This window comes from Bhargavaea massiliensis, from assembly GCF_018390575.1.
GTDB lineage: Bacteria > Bacillota > Bacilli > Bacillales_A > Planococcaceae > Bhargavaea > Bhargavaea massiliensis.
This window is the reverse complement of the sequence record NZ_JAHBCJ010000002.1, coordinates 45,741-59,695: the sequence shown is the minus strand read 5'-3', so window position 1 is coordinate 59,695 and position 13,955 is coordinate 45,741. Positions and strand designations below refer to the sequence as shown.

At 51.8% G+C, this 13,955-nt stretch carries 17 protein-coding genes and 1 pseudogene; 5 read left to right on the top strand and 13 right to left on the bottom strand.

Translation table 11 applies throughout. From position 1 onward, the window contains the following. The first annotated feature begins 234 nt into the window (after positions 1-234). Positions 235-627, top strand: a complete 393-nt coding sequence (gene tagD, locus KHA84_RS03120; RefSeq protein ID WP_213422071.1) for a glycerol-3-phosphate cytidylyltransferase — start codon at positions 235-237, stop codon at positions 625-627. A 378-nt stretch (positions 628-1,005) separates the two neighbouring features. On the opposite strand, the gene KHA84_RS03115 is transcribed toward tagD, so the two are convergent. From KHA84_RS03115 to KHA84_RS03100, 4 genes and pseudogenes are all read right to left on the bottom strand, one after another. Continuing rightward, positions 1,006-1,290 (bottom strand): hypothetical protein, encoded by a 285-nt coding sequence (locus tag KHA84_RS03115; protein WP_213422070.1) that lies wholly within the window; start codon positions 1,288-1,290, stop codon positions 1,006-1,008. A 13-nt stretch (positions 1,291-1,303) separates the two neighbouring features. Beyond that, positions 1,304-1,525: pseudogene (locus tag KHA84_RS15380) on the bottom strand (MerR family DNA-binding protein); the annotation flags it as partial. Positions 1,526-1,803: 278 nt separating this feature from the next. Next, complete coding sequence (locus KHA84_RS03105) at positions 1,804-2,484, bottom strand: LrgB family protein (RefSeq protein ID WP_213422069.1); 681 nt, start codon at positions 2,482-2,484, stop codon at positions 1,804-1,806. After that, positions 2,484-2,837 (bottom strand): CidA/LrgA family protein, encoded by a 354-nt coding sequence (locus KHA84_RS03100; RefSeq protein WP_213422068.1) that lies wholly within the window; start codon positions 2,835-2,837, stop codon positions 2,484-2,486. Before KHA84_RS03100 ends, KHA84_RS03105 begins: the two co-directional genes overlap by 1 nt. Before the next feature lie 161 nt (positions 2,838-2,998). On the opposite strand from KHA84_RS03100, the gene KHA84_RS03095 reads away from it, so the two are divergent. Then, positions 2,999-3,790, top strand: a complete 792-nt coding sequence (locus tag KHA84_RS03095; protein ID WP_213422067.1) for an SDR family oxidoreductase — start codon at positions 2,999-3,001, stop codon at positions 3,788-3,790. Between the two features lie 185 nt (positions 3,791-3,975). Next, the gene (locus tag KHA84_RS03090) at positions 3,976-5,379 is read left to right on the top strand and encodes a purine-cytosine permease family protein (RefSeq protein ID WP_213422066.1); all 1,404 of its coding nucleotides are present in this window, start codon (positions 3,976-3,978) and stop codon (positions 5,377-5,379) included. A gap of 98 nt (positions 5,380-5,477) precedes the next feature. Here KHA84_RS03090 and KHA84_RS03085 read toward each other — a convergent pair whose 3' ends face one another. Together KHA84_RS03085 and KHA84_RS03080 are read right to left on the bottom strand one after the other, a co-directional pair. Continuing rightward, a complete protein-coding gene (locus KHA84_RS03085) occupies positions 5,478-7,007 on the bottom strand; it encodes a solute symporter family protein (RefSeq protein ID WP_213422065.1) in 1,530 nt (509 codons plus the stop codon). A gap of 3 nt (positions 7,008-7,010) precedes the next feature. Beyond that, positions 7,011-7,388 carry a DUF485 domain-containing protein gene (locus tag KHA84_RS03080; protein ID WP_213422064.1) on the bottom strand — a complete coding sequence of 126 codons (378 nt, stop codon included), beginning with the start codon at positions 7,386-7,388 and terminating at the stop codon, positions 7,011-7,013. 293 nt (positions 7,389-7,681) lie between these two features. Between KHA84_RS03080 and KHA84_RS03075 the strand changes: the two genes are divergently transcribed. After that, positions 7,682-7,987 (top strand): DUF3243 domain-containing protein, encoded by a 306-nt coding sequence (locus KHA84_RS03075; RefSeq protein ID WP_213422063.1) that lies wholly within the window; start codon positions 7,682-7,684, stop codon positions 7,985-7,987. Between the two features lie 92 nt (positions 7,988-8,079). On the opposite strand, the gene KHA84_RS03070 is transcribed toward KHA84_RS03075, so the two are convergent. From KHA84_RS03070 to KHA84_RS03045, 6 genes are all read right to left on the bottom strand, one after another. Then, the gene (locus KHA84_RS03070; protein WP_213422062.1) at positions 8,080-8,547 is read right to left on the bottom strand and encodes a DinB family protein; all 468 of its coding nucleotides are present in this window, start codon (positions 8,545-8,547) and stop codon (positions 8,080-8,082) included. Continuing rightward, positions 8,540-9,160: a pyroglutamyl-peptidase I gene (pcp, locus tag KHA84_RS03065; protein ID WP_213422061.1), complete on the bottom strand. Its 621-nt coding sequence runs from the start codon at positions 9,158-9,160 to the stop codon at positions 8,540-8,542. The genes KHA84_RS03070 and pcp overlap by 8 nt, the downstream gene beginning before the upstream one ends. 5 nt (positions 9,161-9,165) lie before the next feature. Beyond that, positions 9,166-9,585: a PaaI family thioesterase gene (locus tag KHA84_RS03060; protein ID WP_236823097.1), complete on the bottom strand. Its 420-nt coding sequence runs from the start codon at positions 9,583-9,585 to the stop codon at positions 9,166-9,168. Positions 9,586-9,707: 122 nt separating this feature from the next. After that, a complete protein-coding gene (locus KHA84_RS03055; protein ID WP_213422060.1) occupies positions 9,708-10,856 on the bottom strand; it encodes a bifunctional cystathionine gamma-lyase/homocysteine desulfhydrase in 1,149 nt (382 codons plus the stop codon). Continuing rightward, entirely contained in the window at positions 10,819-11,781 is a 963-nt protein-coding gene (locus tag KHA84_RS03050; RefSeq protein ID WP_213422059.1) for a PLP-dependent cysteine synthase family protein, read from the bottom strand. The genes KHA84_RS03055 and KHA84_RS03050 overlap by 38 nt, the downstream gene beginning before the upstream one ends. A 43-nt stretch (positions 11,782-11,824) precedes the next feature. Further along, a complete protein-coding gene (locus KHA84_RS03045) occupies positions 11,825-12,466 on the bottom strand; it encodes a class I SAM-dependent DNA methyltransferase (protein WP_213422058.1) in 642 nt (213 codons plus the stop codon). Between the two features lie 174 nt (positions 12,467-12,640). Between KHA84_RS03045 and KHA84_RS03040 the strand changes: the two genes are divergently transcribed. Beyond that, entirely contained in the window at positions 12,641-13,420 is a 780-nt protein-coding gene (locus KHA84_RS03040) for a 2-keto-4-pentenoate hydratase (protein WP_213422057.1), read from the top strand. 88 nt (positions 13,421-13,508) lie between these two features. On the opposite strand, the gene KHA84_RS03035 is transcribed toward KHA84_RS03040, so the two are convergent. Beyond that, positions 13,509-13,943 carry a hypothetical protein gene (locus tag KHA84_RS03035; protein ID WP_213422056.1) on the bottom strand — a complete coding sequence of 145 codons (435 nt, stop codon included), beginning with the start codon at positions 13,941-13,943 and terminating at the stop codon, positions 13,509-13,511. Positions 13,944-13,955 lie beyond the last annotated feature (12 nt).

Sequence of the window (13,955 nt, the reverse complement as noted above, 5' to 3'; positions counted from 1 at the left end):
CAAGCAACAATTTTTTATACCTTATGGCCCCGCAACATTAAATCGGCACAGCCTCTTTAACCTCTATATTTAAACCGGCAAAATATACAACTTTGCCTAATCAATGTTTCGCTCGTGGATATGACAGAAACCTCTATAATTTTCAGGGTATATCGATTATAATAGCATATGGCTAATATATTTATCGTGACTCGAGTGTAATGAATTTTCAAGACACCAAGGAGCTGGCTAATTATGAAACGAGTTATAACTTACGGAACATTTGATTTGATCCACCATGGCCATATTAACATTCTTCGCCGTGCAAAAGAATATGGTGATTATCTAATCGTCGGTCTCTCGACTGACGAATTCAATGAAATTAAAGGAAAGAAAGCTTACTATCCATACGAAGAACGAAAACAAATACTGGAAGCCATTCAGTATGTGGATGAAGTAATCCCAGAAACCCATTGGGGTCAAAAGAAAGAGGATATCAACGACCATAAAATTGACGTTTTCGTGATGGGATCAGATTGGGAAGGCAAGTTTGATAACCTTGCACAACTCTGTGAGGTGGTTTATCTTCCGCGCACTGAAGGGATTTCCACGTCAAAAATTAAAGCAGACCTTAAAGTCCGTATTTAATGAAAGGGTTAGCTATGGCCTTATAAACCATACCTTATAAAGTGGACAACTTAAAAGACCCTAATTATGCGGCAATGAGATGACTCCGGTATTGTGCCTGAGTCATCTTTTTTAGATTCCATTGATACCGGTGGTTGTTATATTCGTAAATACGTCATCCACCAGTGCTTGAGTTCAACGTATGTTTGGCATTGCCTAAAATCCATTTCATCTTTCATATGACCGAAGCAGGATTCCATTGGCACATCCTCCCAACAATCCCCCTTTATGGAGACGTTGATTGTTTGATGTTCAGGTCCTTGAGGCGTTTCTGATACTCGGGATGGGTGTAGTGGACCCTTGGTCTGAATGAAGGATGATTTGGGATGAAGATTCTCTCTAAGAGCTCCTCCAGCTTGTCCAGCGTCCGGTACAGGATTGCTTGGTCGCCACGTCCTTCACACCGGAGAGGTAGGCAGGTTGGCCCTTGCAGTGATACAGATAAGTAATATCAGTCAGGAGGACCTTGCCCGGCTCATCCTGCTGGAACTCACGATTCAGGTGATTAAACACCGTGCCGTGTTCCTGTGTCGCCTTCGCCATCTTCCTGTAAGGATGGGCTCTCCGGATTCTGGCATGAAGGCCGAAGAGGCCAGCGAGGCGCAGGATCTTCTTGTGGTTCATGACTACTCCATATTCATTGCCGCATATCAGTTAGGTCACGAATTCGTTCATCGATTTCCCTCAACATCTTATCACCATACCGGATTGTCCGCTCAAGTTGTGCATGCCCAGTTCTGTCCTTGTCGAAAAGGGAGACCATCTCTTTTATTTCTTCAAGTGAAAATCTGTACTTCTTCTCCCGTGTAATCAACTTTATTCTGATAACGTCTACCTGCGTATATAACCGCCTTCCCCCTTCCGAACGGCCCTCTTCAGCAAACCAAACTCCTCATAATAACGCAATGTCCTTGCAGTCACCCAAACCGCCTTTTCATATCTCGCATTGTACCTCCTTTGAGGCTTGCTGTTCCCCTTCATTATACTATTGACGTTAATGTCAACTCCAACGTATTTTCTGACTATCCTACCACTTAACTTTAATAAAATACCAAAACAAAAACTCCCCGGTGAATACATTAGTCACATACTTTCGTTCGGAGAAATTACTTGTATAGTTTTTCACCTTTTGTTGGACTAACTTAAAAAGACCGTACAGACAACCGTAATCAGAATCGCCATCAGGATATAGGCAACGGTACTGACAGAACCTTCCCTGTCACTCGTCTCAAAAAGTTTCGCAGTGCCGAAGCCGTGTGACGCGATGCCGATGCTGAGACCCCGTGCGACCGGATGGCGAATGCCCAGCTTATTCAGAATCGGAATGCCGAACACCGCGCCGCCGATGCCGGCAATCATGACATAGACAACGGTGAGCGACGGGATACCGCCGACCATCTCGGACAGCTCGATGGCAATCGGCGTCGTTGCATTTTTCGGTATGGTTGAAGTGGCTACCGTTGCGTCTGCGCCGACCCATTTTGTAAGCAGATAGCCGCTGAAGAGGCCAAACAGCCCTCCGCCCGCCACGCCGAGAAGGATCGGCCCAAGGTATTTTTTCACCATCGGCAGATTAAAGTAAAGCGGATAAGCAAGCGCAACAACTGCCGGACCGAGCAGCCAGTTCCACAAATTGGCTCCCTTCATATAGGTTTCGTAAGGAATGTCCGCAAGAAGAAGCACCGCCCCGATCAGGACAATCGAGACAATTAGCGGCTGCAGCCAAGTCTTTTTATACCGCTTATAAAGATCGATGCCGATTGCATATGTACCAAGCGTCAATAGCGCTCCGAACAAGTAAGTGATGGCCGTATTCATCACGCTTCCCCCTTCCCAATGGAACGCTCAATCACCCAGGCGGTCAGCGCGATTGTCAGGAGCGTGCTCGCGAGCACTGTCACAAACGAGATCGCATTCCATGTCTTGAACAGGTCCAGGTATAGGATGATGGCGACCGTTGTCGGGATGAAAAACAGCGTGAAATTACGGATCAGAACGGAAGCGCCGTCCGCATGGGCATTTACCGGAATGTTTTTGAACACGATAATGAACACGAGAAGAAGCAGAAGCCCGACGATGCTCCCGGGGATCGGTAAACTGAACCATTCCTTGACCTGCACCCCAATAAAATAAAACAGGAAGATCAGCGCGAGTTGTATGATTTTTTTCATGGACACCGGTCCCCCGCTTCAATAAAAGTCAATCAAACCTTCTTTCATCTTACCTCTGCCACCAGCAACCCTCAAGCAGTCATGACGAAATGTGATCAAACCTGACTGAAGCGGCTGCTTTCCGGTACAATCGGGTTATCAGGGATGAAGGGGGAACATTCATGGATTTGAGATTAAGTGACAAAAATGTGCTGGTGATGGCCTCCAGCAAAGGACTCGGCCGCGCTATCGCACTGGAGTTTGCAAAGGAAGGGGCAGCGGTTTTCCTGACGAGCAGGAACTCCGAATCCCTTAAAAAAACTGCCGAGGAATTACAGCGGGAATCCGGAAATGACAAGATTCATTTCCACCCATGCGACATGTCCCGCGGAGAGGATATTGCCGAGCTCTTCCTTAAAGTCCGTGATGCATTCGGCAGTGTCGATGTTCTGATCAACAATACCGGGGGGCCCAGGGCCGGCGGATTTGCCGATGTAGAAGACGTGGATTGGATCCGCGCATTCGAGCAGAACCTCCTTAGTTATACGCGCACCATCCGCGAGGTCCTGCCAGGCATGAAGGAAAACAATTGGGGCCGCATCGTCAATGTCTCTTCTTCCTCCACGAAGGAAGTGATCGACAGTCTGATCCTGTCCAACACATTCCGCGCCGGCATGGTCGGGCTGTCGAAATCCCTGGCCCGCGAATACGCCGCATCAAACATTCTCGTGAACACGGTCGGACCCGGAAGAATCGAAACGGACCGGGTTATCGAATTGGATACCATCCGGGCGGAGAAAACGGGTGTTAAGCAGGAAGAGGTGACCGAAGCGCACAAGCAACAGATTCCGGCCGGACGCTACGGTCAGCCGGCAGAATTCGCCCGAGCTGTCGTCTTCCTTGCCTCTGGTGCCAATACGTATCTCACCGGCCAGTCCATCGTCATCGATGGCGGCATGCTGAAAGCACTGTAATCTGTAATTCAACTGACCAATAACAGAGCAAGGGAGCCGCTCCCTTGCTCTGTTCTGATTTAGAACACACCTTGCCGATATGCAAAATATTTGTTATGCTGTTTTAGTTGCAGATTGTGAAATCCATCACATGGGAGAGTGGTTTTTACCAAATTCATAACTCAAATAGAATAAGGAGTGATCGAATGACTTCAGTGTCCGTAGACAAGCAGACAACGGCACAAGAAGCACATACTGACGACTATTCATTGGACCGCGTCCCCCGTTCCGAACGGAAAATGGGATGGCTGAGCATCACGAACATCACATTCGGAATCGCCACTGCGATTTTCTACTTCCAGATGGGCAGTGTTATGGCTCTGCAGTTCGGCGCCATCAACGCCCTGATCTCCTCAGCTTACGCGATTATCGTCGCCGGCATCCTCGGTTCGTTTATCGCCTATTTCTCCGCGAAATCCGGCATGAACGTCAACCTGATGTCAAGGGGCGGCGGATTCGGCTATATCGGCGCCTCGCTCACCTCCCTGATCTACGCATCGAACTTTATCCTCTACGTTGCGTTTGAAGGGCTGATCCTGGTTGCCGCCGTCTACACTTTCTTCCCTTCCATCCCCGAATGGGTGCTCATTGTGTTCTTCGGAACCATCGTCATCCCGCTGAACTGGTTCGGTATCAAACAGCTGGACAAGCTTCAGAAGTGGTCACTGCCGATCTTCTTTATCTTCCTGATCGCAGCGATTGCATTCTCCTTCTTTACCCCTTCCGTTTATGAAGGCTCGTTCTGGACGTATATGCCAGAAGGCGTAGAGGTGGGCGGCACAGCACTTCTTGCTTGCATTGGGATGCACCACGGCATCATGGGGCTCACCGCCCTGCTCGCTTCCGACTACACCCGGTTCCTGAAGCCGAAAGACATCAAAAAGGGCTCCATCATCATCGGATTTGTCCCTCAGTTCTTCTGCTTTGGCGTCATGGGCGGTCTCGGAATCTGGTTCGGCGTCCGCCTTGCCGAAGCCAACCCGGGCGTTTATATCGTAACGCTCTTGGGACTGGGCGGTGCACTGTTTACGATGCTGACCCAGCTCCGCATCAACGTGACCAACATTTACAGCGCTTCGCTGTCTCTTTCGAACTTTTTCGAGAACATGTTCCGGTTCACCCCGGGCCGACGCTTCTGGGTCGTTGTATCGGGCATTGCCGCGATCATGCTGATGCTCGGCGGAATTGTCGACCACCTCGGTGCAGTCATGACATTCCAGGGAGTCTTCCTGCTCGCTTGGGCCGCCGTGCTGGTCGCCGATGCGCTCATCGTTAAAAAAGTGCTAAAAATCGGGCCGCTCTACTACGAGGCCCGTCAGCAATACTTGTATAAGTGGAACCCGGTTGGAACTGTCTCCCTGATTGTTGCGAGTGTCCTCGGCACCATCGCCGCCCTCGGCTTCATGGGAGAGTTCCTCGCCAGCACCGCAGCGTTTTTCGCGGCTATCCTTGCCGCTGTCCTGACTGTCGTGCTCGCAATTGCCACCAAGGGCCGCTACTACATGAGAAAACAGCCGGAAGAAGTTCCGGAGGAAGATTTCATTGCCTGACCTCTTCGGTCCGGTCCACTGCTCCCTATTATCACAATCGCAAAGATAAAAGCCGCTCCTGCCGGATTTTCCGGCGGGAGCGGCTTTTTCGTATGGTGTTACTCGCGGTATCCTGTGTTTGCGCGTACCGAAACCTCCGCAAAACGCCTGGCGTCCGCTTCTTTCGAGAGGACAGTGCCGAGCCACCCGCCCAGGAAACCAAGCGGTACGGAAACGATAGCCGGGTTCGTCAGCGGGAAGAGTGGCTCGCCTACGAACATGGCAGCACCGGCTTCCGGCGATAGGACGTTCGGGCTCACTGCGACGAGAACAAGTGCCGAGATGAGGCCAAACAGCATCGCCGTGATCGCGCCGGCCGTGTTGAACCGTTTCCAGTAGATTGTATACAGGATGACCGGAAGGTTCGCACTGGCCGCGACACAGAAAGCAAGCGACACGAGGAACGCAACATTCAGCGACTGTGCGCCAAGTGCAAGGAGAATCGAGAATACCGATACCCAGAGGGAGGCCTGACGTGCAGCCTTCATCTCCTGTTTCTGTGTGGCTTGTCCCTTCTTGATGATCTGGCCGTAAATGTCATGAGCGAATGCCGAGGCACCCGTCAGGACCAGACCGGCCACAACCGCAAGAATGGTTGCGAATGCCACTGCCGAAACAAATGACATGAGCAAGTCCCCGCCGAGTGCTTCCGCAAGCAGCGGTGCAGCCATGTTTCCGGCCGAGTTTGCCGCCACGATCGCCTCATGGCCGACAAATGCCGCGGCACCGAAGCCGAGGAAGATGGTCAGAATGTAGAAAATCCCGACAATCCAGGTCGCCGTCACGACGGAACTGCGTGCAGTTTTGGCATCCTTGACCGTAAAGAAGCGCATCAGAATGTGTGGCAGTCCGGCAGTCCCAAGGACCAATGCAAGCATAAGAGAGATGGTATCAAGCGGGACCGTGTACTTCAGCCCCGGCTGCAGGAAGGCCTCGCCATGTGCAGTGGCCGTCTTGACCTCGCTGAACATCGTCATGATGCTGAAGTCGAAGCGCGCAAAGACCAGTACCGCGATGACAACTGTACCGAGCATGAGCAGGACCGCCTTGACGATCTGTACCCAGCTTGTTGCCGTCATTCCGCCGAAAAGAACATAGATGGTCATCATGACACCGACGAGGAGGACGGCGATCCAGTAAGGAATACCGAACAGGAGCTGGATCAGCGCACCTGCGCCGACAAGCTGTGCAATCATATAAAAAATGACAATGGTAATCGTGCTGAAGGCAGCCGCCGCACGGACCTTTTTCGCGTCAAACCGTGAATTGATCATGTCCGCAAGCGTATACTTGCCGAGGTTCCGGAGCGGTTCCGCGACAAGGAACATGACAACCAGATAAGCAATCAGGAAGCCGATCGAATAAAAGAATCCGTCAAAACCGAAAAGTGCGATCATCCCGGCAATCCCGAGGAACGAAGCGGCGGACAAATAATCGCCCGCGATGGCAAGACCGTTCTGCCATCCGGTCAGGCCGCCGCCGGCCGTATAGAATTCACCGGCATTTGTTGTCCGCTTCGCCGCCCACCAAGTAATATACAGCGTCAGCAGCACGATGCTCAAAAATAAGACAATGACTGTAGTGCTCAAAGCTTATCCCCCCTTGATCTCTGTCTCGATAATCTCATCTGCATCTTTGTCGAACTTCTGGAACTTCCTGACGTACACCGTGCAAAGAACCCACGTCATAATGAACTGGGCGACCGCATAGATCCAGGCCCAGGAAATGTCACCAATCGCAGGCCTCTCCAGGACATTGGTATACGATGTCAGGATCGGCAAGGAAAAGTAAAATACCAGAAAGAAAATCGTAAGCGGCAAAATAAACTTTTTCTTCTTCTCCGCTAACGTCTTGAACCTGCTGCTTTCTGCGACCCGTAAAAAGTCAACATCCGCTTTTCGGTCCGACGCTTTCTGCCGTTCCTCCTTTGGAACTGCCTGCCCTTCCGTGTAAACGTTTCCAACCTTCATGAATGATTCCCTCCTTCTCTATCCATCGGAATAATAGGTTCATTGTAGAATAGGAGGAGTAAATATTCAAAAGGTTTTAATCATTCTGTTAAAAATAGTAGTTTAGTCATAATAGATTTTGTAATTCCATTTTCGGGAACAGACTTTCATGACTTTCAGACACTGAAAAAAGACACGGGACAGAATTCCGGAACGCCAAAACACTATGACTCTCTTTCTGCTTCATACGAGAGTTTGAGTTTGTCACGACCGGGAAATACTGTTATGAGCATGAATCTGAAAGGAGCCCCATCATGGACCAATTCAAGAATCAGATCGAAAATCAGATGCAGGATTACGATAGTGAGGAAAAAGACCAGATTCTCGAGAACTTTAACCGCTTCAAGCAATTCCTCTCCCATAAGGTGGATAAAGGCGAAAAGATGGGACTGAGCGAAGAACAACTTGCAAAAGGTGCCGAAATGGTCGCCAATTACCTCATGAAACATGAAGAACCCCGGAACCGCGAGGAGCATCTGCTCCAACAGCTGTGGAAAGTCGCCGACAAAGAACAGCAGCACACACTCGCCCATCTTCTCATCCGCTTGGTTCAGCAATAACGATGGTGGTTTCCCTTATACACAGCCCCTGCTCTGCAATATGAATACCGAAAAAAACGGCATTTCCCTCTGATCGGGGAATGCCGCTTTTTCTATTCAAACAATTGGATACCGGGTTCTTTTCCCATCCGGACAAGCATCGAATGGAGCTGTCCGCGATGGTGCGCCATGTGGGTGAGGATTTGGACAAGCCAGCCGAGCCGGGTATCCGTCGTGCCCCACCAGCTTGTAGTGGTCACATTCAAATCCGTCTCGGTATACCTGTCGTACCGTTGTTTAAGACCTTTCAGGTTGTTTCGCAATGCGCTGAGGATCTCTTCAGGCGAATTTACTTCCGCCGATTGATAATAGTCCGCCATCTCCTTTTCCGATGCTTCATCCGATATCCGGGCATCCGCTTCACAGATAAGGGCAATATGCGAAAGCAGTTCACCGATTGACCTCTTATCCGGGTCCGGACGGTAACCGAAGTCACACGTGGTCAGGTTGGAGACCATCTGTATGACTGTACCTGAAAGCCATTCAAGATGATGAAAGATGCGGCTGCAGGCCTCATTCACCCTTTGATTCCCCAGCAATAACCTCCAGGCAGATCCTGACTCCCCGCAACAGGTCCTCATGGCTCCAACTCGGGATTTTCCCGTGCCGTATGGCCAGTTCGTGCGATGCGGGAATATGGATAAAGCCGGATTTCATTTCCGGTCTCTCCGTTTTGGCATAGTGAAGCCCGGCGTACATGACGTTGTTGCACATATACGTGCCGGCTGTGTTGGAGATTTCAGCCGGGAGACCGGCTTCGAGCAGTGCATCGACCATGCCGCGGACAGGAAGCGTAGAGAAGTAGGCGTCTGCCGCCTCTTCTTCAATCGGCTCGTCCACCGGACTGTGCCCCTCATTGTCTGCCGCTCCGTCCTTCACGTTCACCGCAATCCGTTCAGGAGTGATTTTGTACCGGCCGGCAGCCAATCCAAGGGAAACCGTGACGTCCGGCTCCACTTCCCGGATCACTCCGATCAGCCTGGCTGATGCCTTGCCGAAGTCTACCGGCAGAATGCGCGTGCAAACCTGATAGTCTCCGATGGTGACTTTGTCCAGCTCTTCCGCAATCCTCATCGTCGGATTCACGGGGTAATCGAGAAACGGTTCAAAGCCCGTGAGCAAAATCGTTTTCATGCACATCACTTCCTTGTCGTTGATACTTTGAATGTGGCAGTGGCATAGCCGATCAGTTCCCCTGCCTGGTCATACAATTTCCCTTCCATCAGGACGGTACTCCGATTTTGGTTGATCAGTGCCGCGCGCGCGGTCATGGATTCCCCGATGAGCGGCTTCAGGAACTGTGTCTGCATCTGGATTGTCACAGGAGCCTCGAAGCCGAGCTGGCGGATTTTCAGCCCCATCATCGTATCAAGAACGCTCATATAAACGCCACCGTGCACCGTGCTCTGGACATTGTCCAGCTCCTGTTTATACGGAAGATACAGCTCGACATCTTCCTCATCCAGCCTGGTGATTTGAAGGCCCAGATGCCGGAAAAATTCGCTCGTTTCAAAATCCGCGCGAACGCGGTCCAAGTCGGTTGCAATCATGTTGTCCATGCCCCTTTGTCTGCTGAATTGAATAGTCTCAGTATACCACTTCAACCTGCCCTGGTTGGCAGTCCTTCGCACATACAAACAGCAGAGACCGCTCCGGGGAGGGTCTCCGCTGTTTTATTCACTCACACATGGATTTCTCTTGCGGCCATTGCCTGCTCCAGGTCTTCAATCAGGTCCAGGGGATCTTCCAGGCCGACTGAGATCCGGACCAGCCCATCCTCTATGCCCAGCTCGTGGCGGCGCTCCACTGGAATGGAAGCATGCGTCATGAGGGCAGGGATGGAAATCAGGCTCTCGACCGCTCCCAGGCTTTCGGCAAGCGTGAAGTAGCGGACCTTTTCCAGCAGCGACAGCGCCTTTTCCTGACTCTCAACTGTAAAGGAAACCATTCCGCCGAACCCGCCTGCCTGCTTTTGATGCACGTCGTGGCCCGGATGGTCCTCCAACCCAGGATAGTAGACCTTCCCGACTGCCTCATGTTCCGTCAGGAAGCGGACGACCTGCTCGGTGTTTTGTTCGATCTCTTCCATCCTGATGCCGAGCGTCTTGATGCCCCGGATCAGCAGCCAGCTGTCATGGGGTGCCAGCACCCCTCCCGTGGAGTTCTGGACAAAGTGCAGCTCTTCGCCAAGCTGTTCGTCTTTCGCGACGACAAGCCCTGCGACAACGTCACTGTGCCCGCCCAAATATTTGGTTGCGCTGTGCAGGACGATGTCCGCGCCATGCTCGATCGGATTTTGCCAATACGGCGTGCTGAATGTGTTGTCGACAATCAGCTTGAGTCCGTTTTCTTTTGCGATTCCGGAAATCTCCGCCAGGTCTGTCACTTTCAGGAGCGGGTTGGTCGGCGTTTCCACGAAAATCGCCTTGGTTTCCGGACGGATCGCTTGTTTGACCGTTTCCGGATCACTTGTATCAACGAACGATACCTCGATTCCGAAGCGGCTGAAGATCTTATCCATCACACGGAAAGTCCCGCCGTATACATCATCCGTCACAAGGAAATGATCCCCTGACTTAAACAGCTGGACGGTCGCCGTGATGGCTGCCATCCCCGATGCGAAAGCGAATCCGCGTGCGCCTCCTTCAAGATCTGCAATCAGACTTTCCAATGCCTCCCTTGTCGGGTTTCCCGTGCGTGCGTATTCGTACTTGAAGTTGCCGACCCCATCCTGTTTGTATGTGCTGGCCTGGTAAATCGGAATCGAGACCGCTCCGGTATACGGGTCACGGCTAACCCCGCCATGAATTAACTGCGTTTTCTTCCTCATGTCTAATCACCTCTTCATAAATTCCGCTACTAATATAGCGTTCGCTGCTGTCCGGAAAAATCGTGACGATATGCGTTCCGGGACGGGCTATGGCCGCCTCTTTCAGGCTGGCGGCTAGGGCCGCCCCGGAAGAACTGCCGACGAGAAGGCCTTCATTTCTTGCGGCTTCCCTCAATCGGGAAAACGCCTCTTCGTCCGTAATGGTATGGATAGCGTCAAAGAGCCCCCGGTCGATGAACGGCGGAAGGAAATCCATTCCGATTCCCTCCGTTTTGTGGGATTGCGATGGCCCGCCATTCAGGATGGACCCTTCCGGTTCAACGATAACGCATTTCACGTTTCCGAGACGGTCCTTCAGATACTTCGACGTGCCAGTGAAAGTCCCTCCGGACCCCGCTCCCGCAACAAAGACATCGATTTTGCCGTCCAGGTCCTGCACCAGTTCAGGCCCGAGGCTTTCGTAATACGTCTCAGGATTGGAGGCGTTTTGGAATTGTCCCGGACAATAGGATCCGGGAATTTCCTTAAGCAGTTCCTCGGTCTTGGCGATGGCGCCCTCCATTCCGAGCTCGGTGGGGGTATTGACCACTTCCGCCCCGAGCGCACGCATGAGAGTCTGCTTTTCCAGGCTAAATTTCTCGGGCACCACAAAGATGGCACGGACACCGTAGCGGATTGCGGCTATTGCGAGGCCGATCCCGGTGTTGCCGGCCGTCGGCTCGATGACCGTGCCGCCCTTTTTTAGATTCCCTTCCCTGAAAGCCTGGCGGAGCAGGTATTGTCCGAGACGGTCTTTGACGCTGCCGCCCGGATTCATGAATTCCAGCTTGGCAAACAGCCTCACCCCTGCCGGCAACGGGAATGAATTGATTTCGACAAGCGGGGTATTCCCAATAAGTTCGTGGACATTTTTTGCAACATTCATTTGGATCCTCCTGCGATGGTCTTTTGGATTCGGCAGGCTAGCGTCAGCTCTTCTTTACTGCCTCAATCAGCCAAACAAAGTCGTTCTTTCGGGTGAATTCAACGTCGAAGCCGACTTCTTCGAAAAATCCGGTCAGGACCGGAATGGTCGTGTAGTATTCGGTCTTCAGATCCTGGGCCAGGCGGGTGTAGTTTTTATCCAGGGCATCCTGGATCATCTTCTCTTTCGCCTCTTCATTGGCAAATACCGTGTCTGCAAACACGATTTTCCCTTGCCCACTGAGCATTTCGTGATAGCGGGAGATCGCTGTTCGTTTATCTTCATCGGTCAGGTGATGGAAAGCATAGGTGCTCACGATCGTATCGGGCGACCGTCCGGAAACCGGGAAGTCGATGAAGTCCCCTTGGAAGAGTGTCAGTCCGGGCAACTTCTGCACCGCGATTTTCCGCATCTCCCCCGACGGCTCATAACCAATCACTTCCTTGCCCTGGCGGAGAATCTGTTCCGTCAGGTTGCCGGTTCCCACCCCGAACTCCAAGATCAGCCCCTTTGCTTTGTCCGCCACGGATTGCAAGATCTCTTCATAGTGGACAAACACCTCCCGGTACTCCGGATCAGTGCCCGCCACTGTATCGTCATAGGTTTTGGACCAGTCATCAAACAGTTTGGTGAATTCGGAAGACATCCCGAAACCTCCTTTTCTTATCGATTTACTCAGGATTATAGTATGGCAATAATTTAACCTTTGTTCCTGTAAATAGCAAGAGGGACATAAGGTTTATTTTTCGGATGATTGCCTGGAATGGTGAGAAAGGCAGTCTGAATCATGTATATTGTTGGACAAAGGGGGCTGTTTGAAATGACTAACGATTTCACGATCAAGATTGCGGACTTGCTTCAGGAAGCGCGTGAACAACATGAGCCGGTTTCGTTTCTCCGCAATCAGTACACCATCAGCGAAACTGCCGCCTATGCGGTCCAGGACGAGCTTATCCGGCGGGCGGTGAACACCGGTAATTGTATCGCCGGCTACAAAGTCAGCATGACGAGCGCCGAAACCCAAGCCATTGCACATACTGATGAGCCGGCATTCGGCACGCTTCTTCGTTCCCATATAGAAAGTTCGGGAGCACGAATCCCTCTGCCTTCCTTGTTTTCTCCGCTGATCGAGCCGGAAATCCTGTTCCTCCTCACTGATGATCTGTCGCCTGGAGCGGATGCAGAAGAAATTCTTGACAAAAGCCGGTTGGCGGCAGGCATCGAAATCCCCGATGCCCGCTATAAGGACTGGTTTCCGAACTTCTCTCTGGCCGACCTGATCTCCGACAATACAGCGACCGGCCTGGTCGTGGCCTCCGCTCCCGTGGAACCACCCTCATTGGACGAGATCAGCCGGGTTGAAATGGAACTGTTCCTGGACGGCAAGAAAATCGGAACGGGACACGCTTCAGCTGTCCTCGGCAACCCGGTGTCCGCCGTAGAATGGCTGTCAGCGAAACTTGCGGGCAAGAGCCGGACACTAAAGAAAGGCATGATCATCTCCTCCGGAACATTTATCCCGCCGCTCGTTGCAAAAGAAGGGCATTGGGAAGCTCGATTCCAGGGCATCGGTAACGTGAATGTGACGATTTCGCAGTAAGGGAATACTCTTGAAAAGGAAAGAAGCGGAGGCCGCCATCGGCCTCCGCTTTACGCTTGATTCATGATTTGGAGCCAAGAAGAGAAACTCAAACCTTCATCTCTTCAATCAGCCCTTTGTCATCGGATATAATTTTTAAAAGCCCCTGGTTCTTGATCAGTACCGTTTTGTAGGAAGGCTTGTCCCCGTCCATGAAGAGCAGCACCCGGTTACCGGGATTGTCATTGGCGACACGGATTTCGTAGTCTTCCGGGGCGAAGTGCTTTTTCGCATGCTCCACCTCCTCAAATTCTGACGGGTCGCTGGCTGGTTTTGCATGGTCTATCTCCTGAGCATGAATCTTGTATTCTCCAGGGATTTGTTCCGTTTCACTTTTGTCATCAGCCGTCATACTCCTGACTTCGCCGTCTGCCGGCTTCTCTTCCGCTAGGTTTTCCACCGCCGCCTCCTCCGGGTTCTCCTGCCCGGTGCATCCCGAGAGCAGTAAAGCCGAGGCACCGATGAGAAATAGGTTCTTCTTCATTTACAGGCATCC

Excerpts from the sequence above, each read along its gene's own strand:
- KHA84_RS03105 (WP_213422069.1), bottom strand. The coding sequence starts at position 2,484 with ATGAATACGGCCATCACTTACTTGTTCGGAGCGCTATTGACGCTTGGT.
- pcp (WP_213422061.1), bottom strand. The coding sequence starts at position 9,160 with ATGAAAACGATTTTGCTCACGGGCTTTGAACCGTTTCTCGATTACCCC.
- KHA84_RS03035 (WP_213422056.1), bottom strand. The coding sequence starts at position 13,943 with ATGAAGAAGAACCTATTTCTCATCGGTGCCTCGGCTTTACTGCTCTCG.
- tagD (WP_213422071.1), top strand. The coding sequence starts at position 235 with ATGAAACGAGTTATAACTTACGGAACATTTGATTTGATCCACCATGGC.
- KHA84_RS03100 (WP_213422068.1), bottom strand. The coding sequence starts at position 2,837 with ATGAAAAAAATCATACAACTCGCGCTGATCTTCCTGTTTTATTTTATT.
- KHA84_RS03075 (WP_213422063.1), top strand. The coding sequence starts at position 7,682 with ATGGACCAATTCAAGAATCAGATCGAAAATCAGATGCAGGATTACGAT.
- KHA84_RS03115 (WP_213422070.1), bottom strand. The coding sequence starts at position 1,290 with ATGAACCACAAGAAGATCCTGCGCCTCGCTGGCCTCTTCGGCCTTCAT.
- KHA84_RS03055 (WP_213422060.1), bottom strand. The coding sequence starts at position 10,856 with ATGAGGAAGAAAACGCAGTTAATTCATGGCGGGGTTAGCCGTGACCCG.
- KHA84_RS03060 (WP_236823097.1), bottom strand. The coding sequence starts at position 9,585 with ATGGACAACATGATTGCAACCGACTTGGACCGCGTTCGCGCGGATTTT.
- KHA84_RS03045 (WP_213422058.1), bottom strand. The coding sequence starts at position 12,466 with ATGTCTTCCGAATTCACCAAACTGTTTGATGACTGGTCCAAAACCTAT.
- KHA84_RS03040 (WP_213422057.1), top strand. The coding sequence starts at position 12,641 with ATGACTAACGATTTCACGATCAAGATTGCGGACTTGCTTCAGGAAGCG.
- KHA84_RS03050 (WP_213422059.1), bottom strand. The coding sequence starts at position 11,781 with ATGAATGTTGCAAAAAATGTCCACGAACTTATTGGGAATACCCCGCTT.
- KHA84_RS03095 (WP_213422067.1), top strand. The coding sequence starts at position 2,999 with ATGGATTTGAGATTAAGTGACAAAAATGTGCTGGTGATGGCCTCCAGC.
- KHA84_RS03090 (WP_213422066.1), top strand. The coding sequence starts at position 3,976 with ATGACTTCAGTGTCCGTAGACAAGCAGACAACGGCACAAGAAGCACAT.
- KHA84_RS03080 (WP_213422064.1), bottom strand. The coding sequence starts at position 7,388 with ATGAAGGTTGGAAACGTTTACACGGAAGGGCAGGCAGTTCCAAAGGAG.